This is a genomic window from Streptomyces sp. NPDC050625, from assembly GCF_040654755.1.
Classification (GTDB): domain Bacteria; phylum Actinomycetota; class Actinomycetes; order Streptomycetales; family Streptomycetaceae; genus Streptomyces.
This window is the reverse complement of the sequence record NZ_JBFAIQ010000012.1, coordinates 1-21,988: the sequence shown is the minus strand read 5'-3', so window position 1 is coordinate 21,988 and position 21,988 is coordinate 1. Positions and strand designations below refer to the sequence as shown.

18 protein-coding genes and 1 pseudogene are annotated in these 21,988 nt (G+C 71.2%); 10 read left to right on the top strand and 9 right to left on the bottom strand.

Annotated features, from left to right (window positions below; genetic code table 11):
• Positions 1-102 precede the first annotated feature (102 nt).
• Together AB0I54_RS25370 and AB0I54_RS25365 are read right to left on the bottom strand one after the other, a co-directional pair.
• On the bottom strand, positions 103-618 hold the full coding sequence (locus AB0I54_RS25370; RefSeq protein WP_363298441.1) for a hypothetical protein: 516 nt from the start codon (positions 616-618) through the stop codon (positions 103-105).
• Positions 619-764: 146 nt separating this feature from the next.
• A complete protein-coding gene (locus tag AB0I54_RS25365) occupies positions 765-1,313 on the bottom strand; it encodes a sigma-70 family RNA polymerase sigma factor (RefSeq protein WP_363298614.1) in 549 nt (182 codons plus the stop codon).
• 228 nt (positions 1,314-1,541) lie between these two features.
• On the opposite strand from AB0I54_RS25365, the gene AB0I54_RS25360 reads away from it, so the two are divergent.
• Complete coding sequence (locus tag AB0I54_RS25360; RefSeq protein ID WP_363298440.1) at positions 1,542-2,693, top strand: CapA family protein; 1,152 nt, start codon at positions 1,542-1,544, stop codon at positions 2,691-2,693.
• 18 nt (positions 2,694-2,711) lie between these two features.
• Here the strand turns inward: AB0I54_RS25360 and AB0I54_RS25355 are convergent, their stop codons facing one another.
• Positions 2,712-4,124, bottom strand: a complete 1,413-nt coding sequence (locus AB0I54_RS25355; RefSeq protein ID WP_363298439.1) for an amino acid permease — start codon at positions 4,122-4,124, stop codon at positions 2,712-2,714.
• Between the two features lie 51 nt (positions 4,125-4,175).
• Positions 4,176-5,138, bottom strand: coding sequence for a LysR family transcriptional regulator (locus AB0I54_RS25350; protein WP_363298438.1), 963 nt, complete (start codon positions 5,136-5,138; stop codon positions 4,176-4,178).
• Between the two features lie 76 nt (positions 5,139-5,214).
• Here AB0I54_RS25350 and AB0I54_RS25345 point away from each other — a divergent pair, with 76 nt between their 5' ends.
• Entirely contained in the window at positions 5,215-6,495 is a 1,281-nt protein-coding gene (locus AB0I54_RS25345) for an MFS transporter (RefSeq protein WP_363298437.1), read from the top strand.
• Here the strand turns inward: AB0I54_RS25345 and AB0I54_RS25340 are convergent.
• On the bottom strand, positions 6,431-6,901 hold the full coding sequence (locus AB0I54_RS25340; protein WP_363298436.1) for a universal stress protein: 471 nt from the start codon (positions 6,899-6,901) through the stop codon (positions 6,431-6,433). The genes AB0I54_RS25345 and AB0I54_RS25340 overlap by 65 nt on opposite strands.
• 87 nt (positions 6,902-6,988) lie before the next feature.
• Between AB0I54_RS25340 and lysX the strand changes: the two genes are divergently transcribed.
• Both lysX and AB0I54_RS25330 read left to right on the top strand, forming a co-directional pair.
• Positions 6,989-10,267: a bifunctional lysylphosphatidylglycerol synthetase/lysine--tRNA ligase LysX gene (gene lysX / locus AB0I54_RS25335; RefSeq protein WP_363298435.1), complete on the top strand. Its 3,279-nt coding sequence runs from the start codon at positions 6,989-6,991 to the stop codon at positions 10,265-10,267.
• An 89-nt stretch (positions 10,268-10,356) separates the two neighbouring features.
• A complete protein-coding gene (locus tag AB0I54_RS25330) occupies positions 10,357-11,190 on the top strand; it encodes a polysaccharide deacetylase family protein (RefSeq protein ID WP_363298434.1) in 834 nt (277 codons plus the stop codon).
• A gap of 27 nt (positions 11,191-11,217) precedes the next feature.
• On the opposite strand, the gene AB0I54_RS25325 is transcribed toward AB0I54_RS25330, so the two are convergent.
• On the bottom strand, positions 11,218-11,895 hold the full coding sequence (locus tag AB0I54_RS25325; RefSeq protein ID WP_363298433.1) for a class F sortase: 678 nt from the start codon (positions 11,893-11,895) through the stop codon (positions 11,218-11,220).
• A gap of 987 nt (positions 11,896-12,882) precedes the next feature.
• Between AB0I54_RS25325 and AB0I54_RS25320 the strand changes: the two are divergent.
• A pseudogene (locus tag AB0I54_RS25320) lies at positions 12,883-13,275 on the top strand (hypothetical protein); the annotation flags it as partial.
• Positions 13,276-13,598: 323 nt separating this feature from the next.
• Here the strand turns inward: AB0I54_RS25320 and AB0I54_RS25315 are convergent.
• The gene (locus AB0I54_RS25315; protein ID WP_363298432.1) at positions 13,599-14,363 is read right to left on the bottom strand and encodes a hypothetical protein; all 765 of its coding nucleotides are present in this window, start codon (positions 14,361-14,363) and stop codon (positions 13,599-13,601) included.
• 42 nt (positions 14,364-14,405) lie between these two features.
• Entirely contained in the window at positions 14,406-14,897 is a 492-nt protein-coding gene (locus AB0I54_RS25310; RefSeq protein ID WP_363298431.1) for a hypothetical protein, read from the bottom strand.
• A 321-nt stretch (positions 14,898-15,218) separates the two neighbouring features.
• On the opposite strand from AB0I54_RS25310, the gene AB0I54_RS25305 reads away from it, so the two are divergent.
• The 3 genes from AB0I54_RS25305 (at position 15,219) to AB0I54_RS25295 (ending at position 19,526) form a co-directional block, all read left to right on the top strand.
• Positions 15,219-16,184: an SCO0930 family lipoprotein gene (locus AB0I54_RS25305; RefSeq protein WP_363298430.1), complete on the top strand. Its 966-nt coding sequence runs from the start codon at positions 15,219-15,221 to the stop codon at positions 16,182-16,184.
• A 391-nt stretch (positions 16,185-16,575) separates the two neighbouring features.
• The gene (locus AB0I54_RS25300; protein WP_363298429.1) at positions 16,576-17,388 is read left to right on the top strand and encodes an SAM-dependent methyltransferase; all 813 of its coding nucleotides are present in this window, start codon (positions 16,576-16,578) and stop codon (positions 17,386-17,388) included.
• Positions 17,385-19,526 carry an EAL domain-containing protein gene (locus AB0I54_RS25295; protein WP_363298428.1) on the top strand — a complete coding sequence of 714 codons (2,142 nt, stop codon included), beginning with the start codon at positions 17,385-17,387 and terminating at the stop codon, positions 19,524-19,526. Before AB0I54_RS25300 ends, AB0I54_RS25295 begins: the two co-directional genes overlap by 4 nt.
• A 152-nt stretch (positions 19,527-19,678) precedes the next feature.
• On the opposite strand, the gene AB0I54_RS25290 is transcribed toward AB0I54_RS25295, so the two are convergent.
• The gene (locus tag AB0I54_RS25290; protein ID WP_363298427.1) at positions 19,679-20,563 is read right to left on the bottom strand and encodes a LysR substrate-binding domain-containing protein; all 885 of its coding nucleotides are present in this window, start codon (positions 20,561-20,563) and stop codon (positions 19,679-19,681) included.
• A 120-nt stretch (positions 20,564-20,683) separates the two neighbouring features.
• On the opposite strand from AB0I54_RS25290, the gene AB0I54_RS25285 reads away from it, so the two are divergent.
• Both AB0I54_RS25285 and AB0I54_RS25280 read left to right on the top strand, forming a co-directional pair.
• Positions 20,684-21,355 (top strand): succinate dehydrogenase, encoded by a 672-nt coding sequence (locus AB0I54_RS25285; protein WP_363298613.1) that lies wholly within the window; start codon positions 20,684-20,686, stop codon positions 21,353-21,355.
• Position 21,356: 1 nt separating this feature from the next.
• Positions 21,357-21,988: FAD-binding protein (locus tag AB0I54_RS25280; protein ID WP_363298426.1), on the top strand; the 632-nt coding region annotated here is incomplete at its 3' end.

The following is a 21,988-nucleotide window of genomic DNA, read 5'->3' as shown; positions in this document are numbered from 1 at the left end:
CTTGCTCCCACCCGTACGCACCAGACAGCCGAATCACTCAAGGCGCCTACAGAATCGTAATCAAGGGATTCGGAGCGGCCGGGCCCGCGGATTGGTCCTGAATCAAAAAAGATGGATCGCGAGATGTCCGAGGGGCAGTCCGAGTTGCCAGGCGGGTGTCCAGACCTTCGGTCCGTCCTCCTCGCCGACCACCGCGGCGCCCCCCGGCACCGCGTCCAGGTCGGGGGCGAGCAGCTCGGTCTCCTCCAGCCAGCGCCAGGCCTCGGCCGCGAGGTCCAGGTCGGGCGAGGGGGCGCCGGACTCGGCAGCGGTGGCGGCCAGCTGGGCCATCCGCTCGGCCACCCAGTCCTGCCACGGCTGGTCGTACGCCGTCAGCGAAAGCCAGGTCTCCAGCTGGGTGACGACCCGGATGCCGGAGAGCTCGCCGTCGGTGTCGGACAGGAAGATGGTCAGCGCCAGCGCGTCCCGGCCGGCCCGGAACTCGAAGGACGTCGGTGGCATCAGGTCGCCGGTGCGCAGCAGCTCGTCGGCGATGTACTCCGCGTACAACCACGCCATGGGAACGGTCAGTTCACCGCCGCCGGTGCCGTCCGTGCTCTCTTGACCTCTGTGCAGCATCCCTTCCTGCCTTCCTCCGGTGCGTGCGCGTCGCCCGAACCCGGGCCTGGGGCAGGGCCCCATCCGGAACACGGATGAAGACAGCTGATTGCTCAAACGTGGTCCTCAGCAAGGCGCTTTGCGAAGGCTTTACGTCGGCCTGGGTTTCACCGCAGGTCGGCCGCATATCCCGGAAGCACCCGGCGCAGGGCGCGCAGCGCGTAGTACGCGCGAGACTTCACCGTACCGGGCGGAATTCCGAGGGCCTGCGCGGCCTCCGCCACACTCGCCCCATGGAAATACACCAGCACCAGGACTTCACGGTGCTCGGGAGTGAGTGTCTTCACAGCCTCGCGGACGTCCAGGGCCGCGGCCGACGCCTCGGCGTGATCGGCGATCACCCGCGCGTTCTCCAGGATCGCGTCGCCCACCTCCGGCGGGCGCGCCTGCCGGGCCCGCCGCGCGTCGATGGCGAGCCGCCGTCCCACGGTCAGCAGCCAGGGCCGTACGGAGTCGAAGTCGTCCGCGCGCAGTGCCTCGGGATGCTGCCAGGCGCGTACGAAGGTCTCCTGCACGAGGTCCTCGGCGCGCTGCCGGTCCCCGTCGCACAGCCGCAGCAGCAGTGCGAACAGGGGTCGGCCGTGCTCGCGCTGCAGCGCGGCGAGCTCGTGCTCGGCGGTCGTCGTGCCGAGGGGGAGGGTGGTTCCGGCCGTCATGGCCGTATGGCATCGCAGGCCGCGCCGCCGGGACAGGGTGCGCACCGGGATCTGCGACGGACGGTCGATCGCGTCGACGAACGGTGCGACGAACGGTCCGTCAGACACGGTCCCCGACACCGGACGGGTTAATGAGACGCCCGAAGCCGTTTGCGACGGCATCCAGATTCGTACCCATGTGGCTATCGATATGACTTTCCGCTCATACGACGACTCTGGGGTGAGTTGATGATCGCACGCAGACGACAGGTGGCCCTGGCGCTGACCGCGCTCCTCGCGACGGCCGCCGCCTGCCAGGCCCAGGAGCGGCAGGGCGCCGACCCGCCGGGCCGTCCGGCGCCGGCCGCCGCCCGCGGATTCACCCTCGTCGCCTCCGGCGACATCCTGCCGCACGCCTCGGTCATGGACCGGGCCCGCTTCGACGCCGGCGGCCAGGGCTACGACTTCCGCCCGATGCTGTCCGGGGTCCAACCGGTGGTCGCCGGGGCCGATCTGGCGCTGTGTCACATGGAGTCCGTCTACGGCGCGGGCAGTGACCGCACCGGCTACCCGGCCTTCACCTACCCGCCGGAAGTCGCCCTCGGCCTCGTCGCCACCGGCTACGACGGCTGCTCCACCGCCTCCGACCACGCGCTGGACGGCGGCGCCGCCGGCATCGGCCGCACCCTGGACGCCCTGGACCGGGCGGGTGTGCGGCACGCCGGAACGGCACGCACCGAGGGCGAGGCACGCGCCGCCACGATCATGCCCGCGGGCACGGCCAAGGTCGCCCACCTGTCGTACACCTACGACACGAACGGCCTCGCGCTCCCGCCGAACCAGCCCTGGGCTCTCAATCTGATCGACGAGCGCCGGATCGTCGCCGACGCCCGGGCCGCACGCCAGGCGGGCGCCGACGTGGTGGTCGTCTCCCTGAACTGGGGCACCGAATGGCGCGAGGACCCCGACGACCAGCAGCTCACCCTGGCCAAGCGGCTCACCGCCTCGAACACCGGCGGCCGCGCCGACATCGACCTGATCCTCGGCAGCCACGCCCGCCTCCCACAGGCCTACGAGAAGGTCAACGGCACCTGGGTGGTCTACGGCCTGGGCGACCAGGTCGTCGGAGACCTGCGCAACAGCCAGGGAGCCCTGGACCTGCACGGCAACCAGTCCACCATCGGCCGCTTCACCTTCGCCCCGCCCACCCGGCCCGGCGGCCGCTGGGAGGTGACCAGGGCCGAGTTCATCCCGGAGCTCTACGACCTCGACGCCGGCCGCGTCGTCAACCTCGACGCGGCCATCGCGCAGGGCGCCGAACTGACCGGAGTGCGCGACCGGATCCGCGATGTCGTCCTCAGCCGGGGTGCCGCCAAGGACGGCCTGATCATGGGGCAGTGACGCGGTGCTCCACGGTGGTCAGCGTTCGGCGAGCTTCGACCGCTTGTACGAGTAGCCGAAGTAGATCACGCAACCGACCACGAACCACACGGCGAACCGCACCCACGTCTGCCACTTCAGGAACGTGATCAGCCAGATCGAGAAGACGACACCCAGCGCAGGCACGAACGGCATCCACGGCGTACGGAAGGCGCGCGGCAGCTCCGGCTGCCGGTAGCGCATCACGATCACCGCCGTGCACACCACCACGAACGCCAGCAGGATGCCGATGTTGGTGAGTTCGGCCGCCTCGCCGATCGGCACGAACCCGGCGAGGGCGGCCGACGCGAACCCGACGATCCAGGTGACGCGCGTCGGCACGTGCCGCGTCGGGTGCGTCTTCGCGAACCACGCGGGCAGCAGCCCGTCCCGGGACATGGAGAACCACACCCGGGTCACACCCAGCATGAACGTGAACATCACGGTGAGGATGCCGATGATCGCGCCCACCGCGATCACGTCCGCGAGCGCGCCCAGGCCCACCGACTTGAACGCCGACGAGAAGCCGCTCTCCGGGTCGATCTCCGTGTACTTCTGCATGCCGGTCAGCACCAGGCAGGCCGCCACGTACAGCACCATCGAGATCGCGAGCGAGTAGATGATCGCCTTCGGCATGTGCCGCGCGGCGTCCTTCGACTCCTCGGCCGCGGTCGACATGGCGTCGTACCCGAAGACCGCGAAGAACACGGTCGCCGCACCGGTGAACACCCCGCTGATGCCGAACGGGAAGAACGGGTGGTAGTTCGCCGTGTTGATGTGGAACACACCGACGCCGATCACCACCAGCACCACCAGCACCTTCAGCGCCACCACGAACGTCTCGAAGCGGGCCGCGCTGCGGATGCCCTGGTTCAGCAGCCAGGCGATGAGCAGACACAGGACCGCCGCGAACAGATCGACCCGGTGCCCGTGCCCGGTCCCCGGCGCGCCCAGCATCCACGCGGGCAGGTGCGCGCCCATGTCCTCGACCAGGAACCCGAAGTACCCGGAGATGCCGATCGCGACCACCGCGACGATCGCCGTGTACTCGAGGAGCAGGTCCCAGCCGATGAACCAGCCCGCGAACTCGCCGAGCACCGCGTACCCATAGGTGTAGGCCGAGCCCGCCTTCGGGATGAGCCCGGCGAACTCGGCGTACGACAGGGCGGCCGCCGCGCTCGCCACACCGGCGATGAGGAACGAGATGAGCACCGCGGGTCCCGCGACACCGTTGGCCACCGTGCCCGCGAGCGTGAAGATGCCCGCGCCGATGATGCCGCCGATGCCGATCGCGGTCAGCTGCCACAGCCCGAGCGCCCGGTCGAGCCGGGGTCCTGCGCTGATCTCCGTCTCCTCGATGTGTTCGATGGGTTTGCGCCGGAGAATGCCTTCACCCATGCGCATCTTGGCCATCTGACTCACCTCTTCGCCGACGGGAAACGGCTGACGGCGGATCATGATGGCTCAGGGGCGCCCCTCGCGGAAGACGCCACGCACGGCCTCGGCCCACGAGGGCGTCCAGGTCCTGGCGCCGGCGCGGGCGGGCCGGGCGGCGGCGAGATGCGAGCGGAGCGCGGCCAGCGCCGGATGGGCGTTGGCGGACTCCCACAGCAGCGAGTGCGGATAGACCGGCGTCGGGTCCCGCACGGTGATGCGGCGCAGATCGTGGCCGGCGGGCCAGACCAGCCGGGTCTGCTCGCCGATGAAGGTCGCCAGCACCGAGGAGTCGGCGACCGCGTCCAGGAGCGCCTCGATGCCGAAGTTGGGCCCGATCGAGTCGATGGTGAGCCCGAACTCGGCGGCCAGGGCCTCGTAGTAGGCGGCCCACTCGGTGCCGCGGACGATCCCGGGCATCCAGATCCGGTGCCCGGCGAGCTGTGCGGGCGTGACCGAGCGGGCGGCCGCGAGCGCATGGCCCGGCCCGGTGAGCAGGTGGAGGGGCTCGTCGAGGACCCGGGCCGCCTCGACGCCCTCGGGGAGCTGCCGTCCGGGCATGGTGACGGCGCGGAAGGTCGCGTCGATCGTGCCGGAGCGCAGCGCGGCGACGGCCGCGTCGGCGCCGAAGAGGGTCACGACGTCGAGTTCGATCCCGGGGTGTGCGAGATGGAAGCCGCGCAGCAGTGCCGCGGGAGCGAGGCGCTGACCGATCACGTCGACGCGCAGCGCCCGGCGGCCCGGCCGTACGGAGGCGGCCGCCCGCTCCTCGGCCCGCAGCAGCTCGCGGGCATGCGGCAGGAACGCCTGCCCGTCGATGGTCAGCTCGGCCCCCCGCGGCGTCCGGGCGAACAGCCGCACACCCAGCTCCCGCTCCAGCGCGGCCACGCGCTTGGACACGGCCTGCTGGGTGACCGCCAGCACCGCCGCGGCCTCCTGGAACTGGCCCGAGTCCGCGACCTCGACGAAGGTGCGCACCGCCTTGAGGTCCATGCCCCTCACCGTACAACCGTTGGTTGTGGCTCATGAGCCACGAGTTGTTTGATCCGGAGGCCGCCCGCTCGCTTTCATGGGCCCGGTCAACGGGAGGTTGTGCGTGGGACGGCGCTTTGGGTGGCTGTGGGCCGCGTACTCGGTGAGCGCGTTCGGCACCTGGCTCGCCTTCGACGCGTTCTCGCTGATCGCGGTCCTCGTGCTGCACACCGGGTCGGCCCAGGTGGCGCTGCTCGCCGCGACCGGACCCGCCGTGGGCGCCGTCCTCGCGGTGCCGCTCGGACCGTGGGTGGAGTTCCGGCGCAAGCGGCCGGTGATGGCCGGGACGGACCTGGTCCGCTGCGCCGCACTGCTCAGCATCCCGGCCGCCTACGCGTTCGGAGTCCTCGGCCTCGGCCAGCTCCTGGCCGTGTCCGTCGTCGTCGCGGCCGCCGACATCACCTTCAACGCGGCCTCCGGCGCCTTCCTGAAGGGACTCGTACCGACCGACCGACTGCTCACCGCGAACGCCCGCTTCGAATCCACGACCTGGACCGCCACGGTCCTCGGACCGCCCCTCGGCGGCGCCGCGTTCGGCCTGTTCGGGCCGGTGACGACGGTCGTGGCCAACGCGGTCAGCTTTCTGCTGTCGGCCCTCGGCATCCGGGCCGTCGGCGGCGGCGAACACCACCCCGAGCGCACCGGCGCCGCCCGTCTGCGCGCCGCCGACCTGCTCGACGGCTGGCGGCACATCCTCACCAGCCCGCTCCTGCGGCCCCTGTTCCTCAATACGCTCGCGGTCAACGGCCTGATCATGGCTGCCGCACCGCCGCTGGCCGTCCTCATGCTCGGCCCGCTCGGCTTCGCCCCCTGGCAGTACGGCCTCGCCTTCGCCGTGCCCTGCCTGGGCGGCCTCCTCGGCTCCCGGCTGGCCCGCCCGCTCGTCACCCGGTACGGGCAGCGGCGGGTACTGCGCACCGCGGGCACCCTGCGCGCCCTGTGGACCGTCGGACTGGCCTTCGTCCGGCCCGGCCTGCCCGGACTGCTGCTCGTGATGGCCGTGGAACTCGGGCTGATCACCTGCGCGGGCGTCTTCAACCCGGTCTCCGCCACCCACCGCCTGCAGTGCACCCCGGACGACCGCATCACCCGCACCCTGTCTGCCTGGTCGGTCACCGGCAAGGCCACCACCGCCGCGCTCACCGCCCTGTGGGGCCTGCTGGCGAGCCTCACCGGGCCGCGCACCGCCATCGCCCTCGCGGGCGTCCTGCTGCTGGCGACCCCGCCGCTGCTGCTGCGGGCACCCCGAAGGGCTACGGCACCACCGTCACCGGCCAGCGCCCCGCCTTCACCAGCCGGACCGCCACCGAGCCGATGATGCGGTGGCCCGCCTGCTCGGAGGCGCCCACCACCACCGCGTCCGCCTTCAGCTCGTCCGCCGCCTTCACCAGGCCGTTGTACGGGTCGCCGCGGAACGTGTGGAACTCCCAGCGCACGTCGAATATCCCCTTGACCCGCTCGGCCGCGTCCCGGATCTGCCCGATCAGATCCTCGGCGATCTCGTCGGTCGTCTCCGCCACCGGCGCCCCCAGCGCCGCGCCCGCCGTGAGCAACGGCTGCACATACACGACCGCGAGCAACGCGTGCTGCCGCCGGGCCAGCCCGCCGGCATAGGCCGCGGCGCGCAGCGAGGAGTCGGAACCGTCCACGCCGACCACGATGACCTTCGGCCCGTCCGTGCCCCGCTCGAACCGTTGCGTGTGCTGTTCGTGCTGTTCCGTCACAGCTGTGAGGCTATCGGAACACCCCGCTCCGGTGAGCACGGGACCGCTCGACGAGCGAGCCGCACGGCGCCTTCCTACAGTCGGAACATGAGTGCCACCGCGGAGGCCGCCACAGGGAAGAGCGCCGCGGGCCCGATACGGCCGCCCGCGAGCGGCTTCCTCAGCCGGGTGCCCGAGGGCTTCGCGGCCTTCTTCGGCGCCCTCGGACTGCTGTGCGGGCTGCTCGCCATCATCGCCCCGCTGCGCGTACTGCTGCGCCCGCTCGTCCACACCCTCGACCTGCTCCTCGTCCCGGTCAGCGCCAACCTTGCCTACGCCGTCTTCCTGTTCCTGCTGGCCGCCGCCACCGGCGCCCGCAAGAAGGTCGCCTGGTGGCTGGTCGTCGTCTATCTGGGCCTGATCGTCCTCTCGGACATCCTCGGCCTCGCGCTCGGCCAGTACGCCGAGTCGGTCCCGTCCCTGGTGGTGTGCGGTCTCGCGCTGGTCCTGCTGGTCGTGGCCCGCGAGGAGTTCTACGCCGCCTCCCGGCGCGCCGCCGTATGGCGGGCGCTCGCCGTGCTGATCGCCGGACTCGCCGTGGCGATCCTGGTCGGCTGGGGCCTGGTCGCGCTCTTTCCCGGCACCCTGCCCGAGAGCCAGCACCTGGCCTGGGCGGCCGACCGGGTGTGCGGCGGTCTGGTCTCCGACCAGGCCTTCGACGGCCGCCCGCCCCGCGCCGTCACCTTCGTGCTCGGCCTGTTCGGCGCGCTCGCCCTGCTGAACGCCGCGGCCGCCCTCTTCCGCTCACAGCGCCTGGAGGCCGCCCTGCACGGCGACGAGGAGACCCGCATCCGCGCCCTCCTCAAGGCCTACGGCGAGGACGACTCCCTCGGCTACTTCGCCACCCGCCGCGACAAGGCCGTCGTCTTCTCGCCCAGCGGCAAGGCCGCCGTCACCTACCGCGTCGAGGCAGGCGTCTGCCTGGCCAGCGGCGACCCCGTCGGCGACCGCGAGGCCTGGCCGCACGCCATCGCCGCCTGGCTCGACCTGGCCCGCCGCCACGCCTGGGCCCCCGCGGTGATGGGCGCCTCCGAGGACGGCGCCAGGGCCTACGTCCGCGGCGGACTCAGCGCGCTCCAACTCGGCGACGAGGCCATCGTGCACGTGCCTGGCTTCGACCTGGACGGCCGCGACATGCGCGTCATCCGGCAGGCCGTGCACCGGGTCCGGCGCACCGGCGCCACCTGCCGCGTCCGCCGGCACGCCGCCCTCACCGACGCGGAGATGGAGGAGGTCGTCGACAAGGCCGACGCCTGGCGCGACACCGAGACCGAACGCGGCTTCTCCATGGCCCTGGACCGGCTCGGCGACCCGGCCGACGGCGACTGCCTCCTCGTCGAGGCCCTCAGCGACGACGGCCGGCTCCTCGCCCTGCTCTCCTTCGTGCCCTGGGGCGGCGACGGCGTCTCCCTGGACCTGATGCGCCGTGACCGCACCGCCCCGAACGGGGTCATGGAGTTCATGGTCGCCGAACTCTGCGCGGCCGCCCCCAAACTGGGCGTGCACCGCATCTCCCTCAACTTCGCGGTGTTCCGCTCGGTCTTCGAGGAGGGCGCCCGCATCGGGGCGGGACCGGTCCTCAGGCTGTGGCGCCGCCTGCTGCTGTTCTTCTCCCGGTGGTGGCAGCTGGAGGCCCTGTACCGCTCCAACGCCAAGTACCTGCCCGAGTGGTACCCGCGCTTCATCTGCTACGCCGACACCGCCTCCCTCGCCCGCATCGGCCTCGCCTCCGGAATCGCCGAGGGCTTCGTCGCCGTACCTTCGCTGCGCAAACTCTGGGGAAAGGGGCACTCGAAGGCCGGGCAGCGGCCCACGACCACCGAGGGTCTGCCGCCCCTGTCGGAGCTCGGCCTCGACGGAGGGGGCGAGACCGGGCTTGCGGCCGCGGACGCGGGCCTGCCCGAACAGGTCCGCGTCCGCCACCACCGGGTCGACCGGCTGCGCGCCCAAGGCACCGACCCCTATCCCGTGGGAAGTCCCCGGCCCACCCATGCCCTGGCCGAGGTGACGGAGGGCCAAGAGGTCACCGTCGCGGGCCGGATCATGCTGGTCCGCGACTTCGGCGGCATCGTCTTCGTCGTCCTGCGCGACTGGTCGGGCGACCACCAGCTCGCCCTCACCCGCGGGGACTTCGGTCCCGCCCTCGACCGCTTCACCGCCGACACCGACATCGGCGACCACATCACCGCCACCGGCCGCGCGGGCCGCAGTGAAAAGGGCGAGCCGACCGTCTTCGTCACCTCCTGGCAGCTGACCGGCAAGTGCCTGCGCCCCCTGCCCGACAAACGCCGCGGCCTCACCGACCCCGAGGCCAAGGTGCGCATGCGCTATCTCGACCTGGTCACCAGCCCCGCCGCCCGCGACATCGTCCGCGTCCGCTCCACCGCCGTACAGGCCCTGCGCCAGGGCCTCCTCGACCGTGGCTTCCTGGAGGTCGAGACCCCGATGCTCCAGCAGATCCACGGCGGCGCCAACGCCCGTCCCTTCACCACCCACATCAACGCCTACGACCTCGACCTGTATCTGCGGATCGCCCCCGAGCTGTATCTGAAGCGGCTGTGCGTCGGCGGCCTGGAGAAGGTCTTCGAGCTGGGCCGCACCTTCCGCAACGAGGGCGTCTCCCACAAGCACAACCCCGAGTTCACGATGCTGGAGGCCTACCAGGCCCACGCCGACTACGACGTGATGCTCGACCTCACCCGCGAACTCGTCCAGGGCGCGGCCACCGCCGCCTTCGGCCGCCCGGTCGTCCGCAAGGAGGGCAAGGAGTACGACATCTCCGGGCGCTGGACGGTCAGCACGGTCTACGGCGCGATCTCCGAGGCGCTGGGGGAGGAGATCGATCCCGGCACCGAGCCGGAGCGCCTGCGCCGCCTGTGCGACCGGGCGGGTGTGCCGTACACCCCGGACGACGGGCACGGCGACATCGTCCTGGAGATGTACGAGCGGCTCGTCGAGGAGAGGACCCAGCTGCCGACCTTCTACAAGGACTTCCCGACCGAGGTCTCCCCGCTCACCCGGCAGCACCGCACCGACCCGCGGCTCGCCGAACGCTGGGACCTGGTCGCCTTCGGCACCGAGCTCGGCACCGCCTACTCCGAGCTGACCGACCCCTTGGAGCAGCGGCGCCGCCTCACCGCCCAGTCCCTGCTCGCCGCCGGGGGAGACCCCGAGGCGATGGAGCTCGACGAGGACTTCCTCGACGCCCTGGAATACGCGATGCCGCCCACCGGCGGACTGGGCGTCGGCGTCGACCGACTGGTCATGTTCCTCACCGGACTGACCATCCGTGAGACGCTGCCGTTCCCCCTTGTGCGCCATCGCTGACCGCCGGGACTGGGCCGAGCGGGTGCTTTTCGGCGGCCGTACCGGTGTCGCTGTGGTGCGCCGGAGCCTCTTCGGGCGACTGATGAGTCATGCAGAAGGATCAGTTGCTCACACGGCGCCGGGTGCTGCTCGGTGCCGCCGCTCTGGGAGCCGCCGGTACCGCGGGACTGCTCATGTCCGGCACGGGCGGCGAATCGGTACGGTCGGCGGCGCCCGCCTGGGGCCCGCAGGCGCGTGCCGCGCTCAAGCCCAACGCCTACCGGCTCCAGCCCCTCGCCGGTGACACAGCGCCGCGCAGGCGGCCCGGCAAGGTCGCGGTGCGCAGCGAACCCATCATGGAACTGCCCGTGCACGGCCGGCTCATGGTGCTGACCTTCGACGACGGACCCGACCCCCGCTACACCCCCGACATCCTGGACACCCTGGACGAGTACGGCGTCCGCGCGATGTTCTTCGTGTGCGGCGAGATGGCCGTGGACAACAAGGAACTGCTGGCCCGGATGGCCGACGCCGGCCACATCGTCGGCAACCACACCTGGACGCATCCGCTGCTGACCCAGCTCGACCGCGCCGAGATCCGCTCCGAGATGGTGCGCACCAGTGATGTCATCGAGGACGCCTACGGAGAACGGCCCTGGTGGTTCCGGGCGCCCTACGGTGCCTGGAACCGAGCGGCCTTCCAGCTGGGCGCCGAGATGGGGATGGAGCCGCTGGCCTGGACGGTCGACAGCCTCGACTGGACCACTCCGGGCACCCGCACCATCATCGACCGGGTGGAGAACGGCGCCGCTCCCGGGGTCGTCGTGCTCTCCCACGACGCGGGGGGCGACCGCTCGCAGACCGTGCGGGCACTGCGCAAGTGGCTGCCCCATCTGCTCGACGACGGCTACCACTTCACCGTTCCCCGACGCCGCACCGTCTGAGGTCCGGCCCGCCCCGCCGGGGAACGCTCAGCGGACCTCGGCCAGGCGGGCGAAGACGACGACGTTCCCGTCGTAGCCGTGCTGTTTGGAGAATCCGCCTCCGCAGGTGATGACACGCAGCTCGGGCGTGCCCTTGGAGCCGTAGACCCGGTCGCCGGGGAAGTTGTTCTTCGCGAAGACCTCGATGCCGTAGATCTCGAAGACCGCGGTCTTCCCGTCCTTGCGGGCGACCTCGATGCGATTCCCCTTCTTCAGGGACCCGAGTCCGTAGAACACGGCCGGGCCCTGCTTGTTGTCGACGTGTCCGACGATCACCGCCGTGCCCTTTTCCCCGGGCGAGACGGCGCCGGTGAACCAGCCGGCCAGATTGGGGTCCTCGGGCGGCGGCGCGCCGACCCAGCCGTTCGAGTCCAGGCCCACGGAGATGATGGGTGCGTCGACCCGGATCGAGGGGATCCTGACCCGGTCGGGCGCGGCGAACGGCAGGTCCTTCCGGCCCCCCGCGACGGTGGTACCGGGCACCCGGCTGTCCGCGGCCGCGGCCGCGGCCCGGGCGGGCTGCGGCGGCCCGACGTCGAACTCCCCCGAGCCGTTCCGGATGAGCGCGAGCCCGGTCAGCAGAACAAGCGCTATCACGCCCCAAGGGGCGCGCTTCTTTCGCCGGTCCTCCACTTCGACGAGCTCGGACAGCCCGGACGCATACATTCGCCATCCCCTCTCGACGAAGCCGTCGCCACGTCATTCGCGCATACGAGAACGCTAAGTCCCGCACGCGCGACCGGCGACGGGGCATACGGCGAACGGGTGGCCCGGGCACCCCTTGGTGCGCCATCCGAGTTGCCATCGACCGGAAATTTTCTGACGGTCCGTGACCTGCAATGTTGTCCGATTGTGCGGTTTTCCGTCGGCGTGTCCGCTCACCAGGACGGACCATTCTCGAAATGCGGGCGTGTTCCCCGCGCCCGAGGGTCTTCCTGGAGGTGCTTTCTCGCCGATCGACCGGGGACGGGTCCCGGGGTGCCTCCCGCGGAGGATCACATGAGGAACACACGTGCCCTGGCGGCCGCGGCCTTGACGGTCGCCGCCCTCGGGCTCGCCGCCCCCGCGGCCGTCGCGGACGGTGTGGGGAGCGGCGGCGGTCCGAGCAGCACCGATCTGAACGGTGTGAGCGGCGTAGGCGGCGTAAGTGGTGTAGGCGGCGTGGCCGGTGTGGGGGGTGTGGGTGGCATCGGCGGTGTGGGGGGCATCGGCGGTGTAGGTGGCGTGCTCGGCGGGGGCGATCTGGGAAACAACGGGCTCCGCCCCGGCAACAACAACGGCTATGGCAACAACAACGGGGTCGGGAACAACAACGAGAACCGGCCGGGGAACAACAACGGTTACGGCAACAACAACGGGGCGGGGAACAACAACGAGAGCCGACCCGGCAACAACGAGAACCGGCCGGGCAATGTCGACGGGTACGGAAACAACAACGGTGCCGGGAACAACGGTGCCGGGAACAACGCTTCCGGGAACAACAACGAATCCCGGCAGGGCAACGAGAACGGCGCCGGGAACAACAACGCCGCCGGCAACAACAACGGCGTCGGGGGAAACAACGGGGTAGGGAGCAACAACGGCGCCGGGAACAACAACGGGGTCGGCAACAACAACGGGCCGGGCAACAACAACCTCGGTGACTTCGCGAGGAACATCAGCGCCGCGCCCAACGCGATCGCCGCGGGCGGCCGGCTCACCATCACGGCGGAGGGCTGCCGGGGCGGTGGCACCGCGTCCTCGCGTGCCTTCCGCGCCGTCGCGCTGTCGCCGCTGGCCGGCACCAACGACACCGCGCGGGGCATCGCGACGGTCAACAACGACGCCCTGGCCGGCCCGTTCGACATCGCCGTCAACTGCAACGGCCGCACCCTGACCCGCCCGGCGGCCTTCAATGTGCTCGGCGGCGTCAACGGCGGCGTCGGTGGCAGCGTCTCGTCCGGGGCGACCAAGACCGACATGGCCATCGGCGGCGGTCTGGTGGCCGCGGCCGTGATCGGCGGCGGGGTGTTCCTGGTGCGCCGCAGGCACGAGAAGCGGATCTGAGCGGGTGGCCCCTCTCCCTGGCAAGGCCCCCTTCGGAGAGCACGGCGCACGGTGACAGGCCTTCGCCCCGGTCCTCGACGGATCCCGGGGCGAAGGCCTGCTGGGGCGTTGACGGGGGCAGACACCGTCCGCGGCAACGCGTATCGCGCCCATGGTCTGTCCCTCCTGTCACCGAGGAGCGGCGGCGGACCTGCTCCGCCGGCGCCTGACGTGCACCTCGCTGACTCGAACGCTAGGCACGCCGGCCCACGGCCGCGATCGGGACAGGGCGAACGGGTCAAGTCCGTGGGCCGCACGGGTGAGGGCTCACCCCCTGGCCGTCGTCATCCCTTGACGTGCGGGAAGAGCGCGAGGAACGGTTCGGCCGTCGCCGCGATGCCCCGGCTGTAGGGCGCGTCGAAGTCCCAGATGAGGAACAGCATGAAGGCGATCGTCGCGGAGAACAGCCCGGCCAGGACGAGCTCGCGCGGGGTGCGTCTGATCTGCAGGGCGAAGACCATGCCGATCGTGATCGCGGCCCCGGTGAGCAGCCCGAACCACACCACGCCGGGCATCGTCGCCCCGGTCGAGTCGGCCCGGGCGTTGCGCGCCTGGTCGGCCGTGGCCACCTGGTCGACCAGCGGCTGGTAGGCCTGCGCCTGGAAGTCCGTCTTCGGCTGGAAGTCGGTGACGTCGTGGCGGACGCGGTCGAGCAGTTCGGTGCCGCGCGGGGTGAGCCGGCCGTGGTCGGTCATCGACTTCCACTCGGTGGTGACGACGTGTCCGACATAGGCGTTGACATCGGCCCGAATCCGGTCGCGGACATCTGGCGGATAGACCCGGACCCGCTCCGAGACCTCGTGCAGAGCCTGGGCCTCCGCCTGTACGTGGTCCTGGGCGGCGCTGCGCGCCTCCCACGCCCCGGCGATGGCCAGGCCCAGCACGATGGCGTACACGACACCGATCCACATGGTCATGTACTCGATGACGTCGGGGGTCTCACTGGGATCGTCGTCCTCGGCGGCCGTGCGATGCCGTACGAGGGTGACGACGACCACCACGGCGCACGCGCCCAGCATCGCGAGGGTGAGAACAAGCCATTCCGACAACAGGTGCCTCCAAAGAACAGCGCGTGTCTGTGCGTCGACGCGTCAGCGCGGACGCAGCGCGGCGACGGCGATCACCGCGGGGACGGTGATGAGCAGGACGTAGGTGACCGGGGACGTACGCCCGTGCGTCGTTCCTCCGGTCGGCCTGGGCCGGTAGTGCGGGTACCGCACCGGTGTGGGCGAGGGGTGCGGGGTGGGCCTCGGCCCGGGCTTCGGTGGCGGGGGAGTGGGCGTCGGGGTGGGGGCGAGCGCCGGCCGGAGCGGGGGTGGCGGTTTCGGCGCGGGCTTCGGCGGTGGGGGCGGGGCCGGACGCGGGGTGGGCGTCGGCCTCGGCGGTGCCGGGGCGGGTGTCGGCGTCGGAGTGGGCGACGGGCAGGCGGGCGGAGTGGGCCAGGCGGGCGGCGTCGGCCAGGAGCGGCCCCCGGCGACGGCCACCGCGACCATGCCGTCCGGGCCTGTCGAGGCGTACGCGCAGGCGTCGGCCGCCGCCGGCCCCGCCGGGCAGCCGGCCAGGGTCCACGTCAGCGCCAGCACGGCCAACACCCTTGGGGCGGGCGCGAGTCGGGTCCGTTCGGGTCCATGCACGACGGAGATCATGGGCAGCGGAACGCCGTCCCACGCCGCCGTGCCCGGGGATTGCCCCGAAGGGAGGACCGGCGCCGCACGGCGGTTTGAACGGCGGGGCGGAGCGGCCGGGCGATTGCGCACGCGCGTGCGGTGTGCGGCGGGTTGTGGCACAGGGTTCGGAAAGAAATTTGTGCGCCGGTTGAACACAACGCCCGTCCCCATCCGTACCCAATGTCGTGCGGCGGCGCAGAGGCGCTGCAATATCCAGGCGATTATGGGGAGTTGACGATGAAGACCTCCTGGCGGAGCGCCTCACTTGTGGCGACGGCCGCATCGGTGCTGATGCTCACGACGGCGTGCGGTCAGGACAATGCCACCACTCCGTCGTCGGCGGCCCAGAACGTCGGTGCGACGGCCGCGGCGGGCGATTACGGCAGCGCCACCGCCGGTGCGGGGACCGGCGCCGGCAACGGCTACGGCGCCGACGGCAGCCAGAGTTCGAGCTCCCCGAGCCCGGCGGCCCCCGCCGGCAGCCTGTCCGTGGCCGCCAACCCGGACCTGGGCAAGGTGCTGACCGACGGTTCCGGTCTCACCCTCTACCGATTCGACGCGGACACCGCCAATCCCCCCAAGTCGAACTGCGACGGCGACTGCGCCACCACCTGGCCGCCGGTTCCCGCGGACGACGCCAAGGCCGGTGAGGGCATCGACAAGGCGCTCCTCGGTGAGGTCACCCGCTCCGACGGCACCAAGCAGCTGACCATCGGCGGCTGGCCGGCGTACCGCTACGCCAAGGACGTCAACGCCGGTGACGTCAACGGCCAGGGTGTGGGCGGCAAGTGGTTCGCGCTCGCCCCCAATGGCAAGAAGGCGACCCTCTCCGCTCTGCCCGGCCTGTCCGTCCGCAAGGACGCCAAGCTCGGCGACATCGTCGTCGACAAGAACGGTATGACGGTCTACCGCTTCATCAAGGACAAGGCATGGCCCAAGTCCGTCTCGAACTGCACCGGAGCCTGCCTGGAGAAGTGGCCGGCGGTCGCCGAGGTCAGCGCGAACGACACCAAGGGCGTCAAGAAGAAGGGCCTGATGGGCTTCACCCGGCCCGACACCGGCACCAAGCAGATGACGGTCAACTGCTGGCCGATCTACACCTTCTCCGGTGACAAGGCCCCCGGGGACACCAACGGGCAGGGCGTCGGCGGCACGTGGTACGCCGTCTCGCCCGAAGGAAAGCTGGTCGGCGCGTCGGAGTAGAGATCACCTCCCCAGGGTTGATCGCCTCGCCCATGTCGTATCGGACCACCGCGGAAGGGAGGGACGAGGACGAGCGAGAGTGCCGGACGCACGACAACCGGCGCGCGACCACAGGTCCGCCCCCTCCGCACCGCACGGAGGGGGCGGACCGCTGTGCGCGGGCGCCGGATCGCGCGCCCCGTGGAGACGGGGGTAACGGGGCGACTGGCACGAACCGCCCGCACCCGACCGACGGGCCGAACACACCCAAAGCGCAGCTCGGCGTTGCCCCAGGCAGTGACCGGGAACGGACGGTCAATTTCCGGTTCGGGTCGCTCCATTGGCGGGCGATCAGTAGCCTCAGCTCGAACACCGGATCGGCTGACCTGTCGCCTACGCCTTGGAGAGATACATGGAGCGTCCCGCCTGGGCCCCACGAAGCATCGACATCTCGGTGCCGAGCGTTTCGCGTATCTACGACTACTACCTGGGCGGATCGCACAATTTCGAGGTCGACCGCGAGGCGGCCCGCAAGGCCATGGAGTTCATGCCCGGCCTCCCGAAGATCATGCAGGCCAACCGGGCATTCATGCGCCGGGCCGTGGCCTTCGCGGCCGAGGAGGGCATCGACCAGTTCCTCGACATCGGCTCGGGCATCCCGACCTTCGGCAACGTCCACGAGGTGGCCCAGGCGGCCCGGCCCGACGCCCGCGTCGTGTACGTCGACCACGACCCGGTGGCCGTGGCGCACAGCCAGGCGGTCCTGGCGGACAACGAGCGCGCGGATGTCGTCGCCGCGGACCTCCGCAAGCCCCAGGAGATCCTGTCGAGCCCCCAAGTGGAGCGTCTGATCGACCCGAATCGGCCAGTGGCGCTGCTTCTCGTTGCCATACTGCACTTCGTGGAAGACGCGGACGACCCGTACAGTGCGGTGGCCGAGCTGCGAGAGGCGCTCGCGCCCGGCAGCCTGCTGATCCTCACGCATGCCTCGTACGAGGGAATCCCGCTGCCACCGAAGCGGGCGGAGGGTGCGGTGGACGTGTACAAGGACATTCGCAACCCGCTGATCATGCGTTCGCGCGACGAGATCGCGCGGTTCTTCGAGGGGTACGACATGGTGGAACCCGGGCTGGTGCCGATGCCTCACTGGCGGCCGCAGACGGCGCCGGAGGACGAGGATCCCTACGCCTTCTCCGGATTCGCCGGCGTGGGGCGTACGGCGTGACCGCGGAGCCGGACGGGCCGGAGGACAGACTCCGCCGGTTCGCGACGATCTGGAGCCGGGCCGTCTTCCCGGTGACCTCCACGTCGCTGACCCGGCCGGAGTTCGAGGAGCAACTCCTGCCGCTCGCACGCCGGTTGAGCGACGCGCTACGGGCCCGCAGCTTCGACGCCGACGAGGCCAGGGCGGTCGGCGCGGCGCTGATCGAGACGCACTGCACCGACCCCGAGGCGCTCACCCGCACCCTGGACTGCGTCGACGCCTACCTGGTGCTCTACTGCGGTGCGGACGGCCCCCAGGACGAGCTACGGATGCGCTCCTCGCGGGTTCAGCACTCCATGGCCGCCGGGTTCGCGCAGGCGCTGCGCGAGCGGACCCTGGCCGAGCAGGAGGCCATCGCCCGGGCCGCGCTCCAGGCCCAGGGCGTGGTCGCCCAGGCGCTGCACGCCAGCGAGGCCCGGTTCCGCGCGGTGTTCGAGGGCGCGGCCATAGGCATCGGCATCGCCGACCTCGACGGCAACGTCCTCCAGGTCAACGGGGCGCTGCTGCGTATGTTCGGCGGCTCCGAGCAGGCCGTGCGGGGCCGTAACGTCATGGAGTGGACCCACCCCGAGGACGCGCCCCAGACCTGGAAGCTCTACGACGAGCTGGTGCGCGGCGACCGCGAGCACTACCACGTCGAGAAGGCCTTCAACCGCCCCGACGGAACGGTCCTGTGGACCAATCTCACGGTCTCCCTGCTCAGGGACGCCGACGGCAGTCCGCAGTACCAGCTCGCGCTGATGGAGGACACCACCGAGCGCCGGCTGCTCAATCTGCGGCTGCGCTACGAGGCCACCCACGACGCGCTCACCGGCCTGCCCAACCGCACCCTGTTCTTCGAGCGTCTGGAAAAGGCCCTGGCGGCGGGCGAGGGCCAGCGCTTCGGCCTGTGCTACCTCGACCTCGACGGCTTCAAGACCATCAACGACAGCCTTGGTCACGCGGCCGGCGACCGGCTGCTCGTCGAGGTCGCCGACCGGCTCCAGTCCTGCGCGACCGCGCCCGGTGAGATGGTGGCGCGGCTCGGCGGCGACGAGTTCGTGGCGCTGACCACCGGTCCCGGCACCGAGCGCGAGGTCGACGAGCTGGCCGAACGCATCATGCACGCGCTCGTCACCCCGATCAGAATCGACGGCCGTGAGCTCCTGGTCCGCGGCAGCATCGGCATCGTCGAGGGCCCGGCGGGCGAGCGCACCCCGGCCGAGGTGCTGCGCAGCGCCGACATCACCATGTACCGGGCCAAGTCGGCGGGCGGCAACCGCTCGGAGCTGGCCGACCCGGAGGCCGACGCCCGCGCCATCACCCGGCACGGTCTGACCACCGCGCTTCCCGCGGCCCTGGACCGGGGCGAGTTCTTCATCGAGTACCAGCCGCTGGTCCACCTCGGCGACGGCAGCGTGCGCGGCGCCGAGGCACTGGTGCGCTGGCTGCACCCGCAGCACGGCGTCCTCGGCCCAGACCGGTTCATCCCGCTCGCCGAACACACCGGCCTGATCGTGCCGTTGGGCCGCTGGGTCCTTGAGGAGTCCGTCCGCCAGGCCCGCGACTGGCGCGAGCGATACGACGGGGCGGCCGACGGGCCGCTGCGCATCAACGTCAACCTCTCGCCGTGCCAGCTCACCCATCCCGGTCTGGTGCAGGACACCGTGGAGATCCTGGAGCGCGCGGGCGTCGCGCCGGACTCGCTGTGCCTGGAGGTCACCGAGTCCGCCCTCATCGGCGCCGACGACGATCTGCTCAAACCGCTGCGCAGGCTCGCCGAGATGGGCGTCGACATCGCCCTCGACGACTTCGGCACCGGCTACTCCAACCTGGCCAACCTGCGTCGGCTGCCGGTGAGCATCCTCAAGCTGGACCGCTCCTTCACCCAGAGCATGCAGCGGTTCCCCGCCGACCCCGTCGACCTCAAGATCGTCGAGGGGATCGTCTCACTGGCCCACAGCCTCGACCTCGCGGTCACCGTGGAGGGCGTGGAGACGGGCGCCCAGGCCGAGCAACTGCGCATCCTGGGCTGCGACACGGCCCAGGGCTGGTACTACGCCCGCCCGGGCCCACCGGAACGCCTGCACGACCTGGCCCTGGTGGACGCAACAGGCTGAATCCCTGAAACACGGCAGGCGCAGTTCCCCCCAAGGGACGCGGGGAACTGCGCAGTTCCTTGAGGGGCGCGGGGAACTGCGCGAGCAACCACGCACGACCCGCACCCCGCAACGGCGCCTCCGAGGCAGACGCACCCGGGCACAAAGCACCCTCACCGCTCAAGCAACATCCGCTGCAACTCACGCGCGGCCCGAGGCGGAGCCACATCGCTCCGATGCGCCAACGCGATCGTCCGATGCAACCCCGGCCGAGCCAACGGAGTGACCCGCAGTCCCCGGCCCGACCGCGTCGCCACCATCCGCGGTACGACGGCCACGCCGAGCCCCGCCCGCACGAACCCCAGCACCGCGTCCATCTCACCGCCCTCCACGGCGAAGTCCGGCTCGAACCCCGCGGAGCGGCACGCCGCCACCGTGAGTTCGCGCAGGTCGTAGCCGTGCCGGAACATCACGAGTCGCTCGCCCTCCAGGTCGGCGACGTGCACGGCCGGCGCGCCCCGGCCCGGCGCGGGCGCCTCCGGCGACGACACCACCACGAGATCCTCCCGCAGAAGTTCCACCGTGGTGAGGGCGGGCGAGGCCGGCGGCAGCGGGAGCACGATCAGGGCGAGGTCGAGGGCGCCGCGCGCGAGCTCCCGTACGAGATCGTGGGAGCCGCCCTCCTCGATCAGCAGCCGGATGCCGGGATAGCGGTCGTGGAAGGCCCGCAGCACGTCCGGGAGCAGGCCGGTGCACAGGCTCGGGGTGGCGCCGAGCCGGACGCGGCCGCCGCGCAGCTGCACCAGCTCCTGCACCTCGTGCCGGGCCGTGTCGGCGTCGGCCAGGATCCGGCGGGCCAGCGGCAGCAGCGCCTCGCCCGCGTCGGTGAGCGTGATGTTGCCGCGCGCCCGCAGGAACAGATCCGCCCCCAGCTCCCGCTCCAGCGCCTTGATCTGCTGGGACAGGGACGGCTGTGCGACATGGACCAGCTCGGCGGCCCGGGTGAAGTGCCGGGTCTCGGCGACCGCCACGAAATACTGGAGCTGCTGGAACTGCATGGTTCAAGAATAGCCCCAGCCTATGGAAACGAGCCGGACCATGTCTTGGACCGATCGGGACCATTGGCCCTAGCGTTCTGATTCATGGCTCTGGCAACGCGGACGGACCGACGGCCGTCCATGGCACGCACGGTGTGGGACTCCACCGTAGGCAAGAAGACCGTGATGGCGGTCAGCGGCCTGATCATGCTGCTGTATCTGGTCGCGCACATGATCGGGAACCTGAAGATCTACTTCGGGGCGGGCGAGTTCAACCACTACGCCCACTGGCTGCGCACCGTCGGTGAACCGTTCATGCACTACGAGTGGACGCTGTGGCTCATCCGCGTCGTCCTGGTCGTCGCCGTGGTGGCCCACGCCACGTCCGCCTACCAGCTCAGCCGCCGTGACATCAGGGCGCGCCCCAGCAAGTACGTGCACAAGAGGCCCCGGGCGAGCTATGCCACACGCACCATGCGCTGGGGCGGGATCATCCTCGGCCTGTTCATCGTCTGGCACCTCCTGGACCTGACCACCGGCACCGTGCACTCCGGCGGCTTCCAGGAGGGCCACCCGTACCAGAACGTCGTGGACACCTTCTCCACCTGGTACGGCAACGTCGTCTACATCGTCGCGATGCTCGCGCTCGGCCTGCACATCCGGCACGGCTTCTGGAGCGCCGCACAGACCCTCGGCGTCGGCAGCCGCGCCCGCGACCGCGCCCTGAAGACCGTCGCCAACGTACTGGCGCTGCTGCTCACGGCCGGCTTCATCGCCGTACCCGTGGGCGTCATGACCGGAGTGGTGAGCTGACATGACAACCTACGCGAACTACGAGACCGGCGCGCCCGTCGTCGACGACAAGGCGCCCTCCGGCCCCGTCCACGAGCGCTGGGACAAGCGCCGTTTCGAGGCCAAGCTGGTGAATCCCGCCAACCGGCGCAAGCACACGGTGATCGTCGTCGGCACCGGCCTCGCCGGCGGCTCGGCCGGCGCCACCCTCGCCGAACAGGGCTACCACGTCGTCCAGTTCTGCTACCAGGACTCCCCGCGCCGCGCCCACTCCATCGCCGCGCAGGGCGGCATCAACGCGGCGAAGAACTACCGCAACGACGGCGACTCCGTGCACCGGCTCTTCTACGACACCGTCAAGGGCGGCGACTTCCGGGCGCGCGAGTCCAACGTGCACCGCCTCGCGCAGATCTCGGTCGAGATCATCGACCAGTGCGTGGCCCAGGGCGTGCCCTTCGCACGCGAGTACGGCGGACTCCTCGACACCCGCTCCTTCGGCGGCGTCCAGGTCTCCCGCACCTTCTACGCCCGCGGACAGACGGGCCAGCAGCTGCTGCTCGGCGCCTACCAGGCGCTGTCGCGGCAGATCGCGGCCGGGAACGTGGAAATGCACCCGCGCACCGAGATGCTCGACCTGATCGTCATCGACGGACG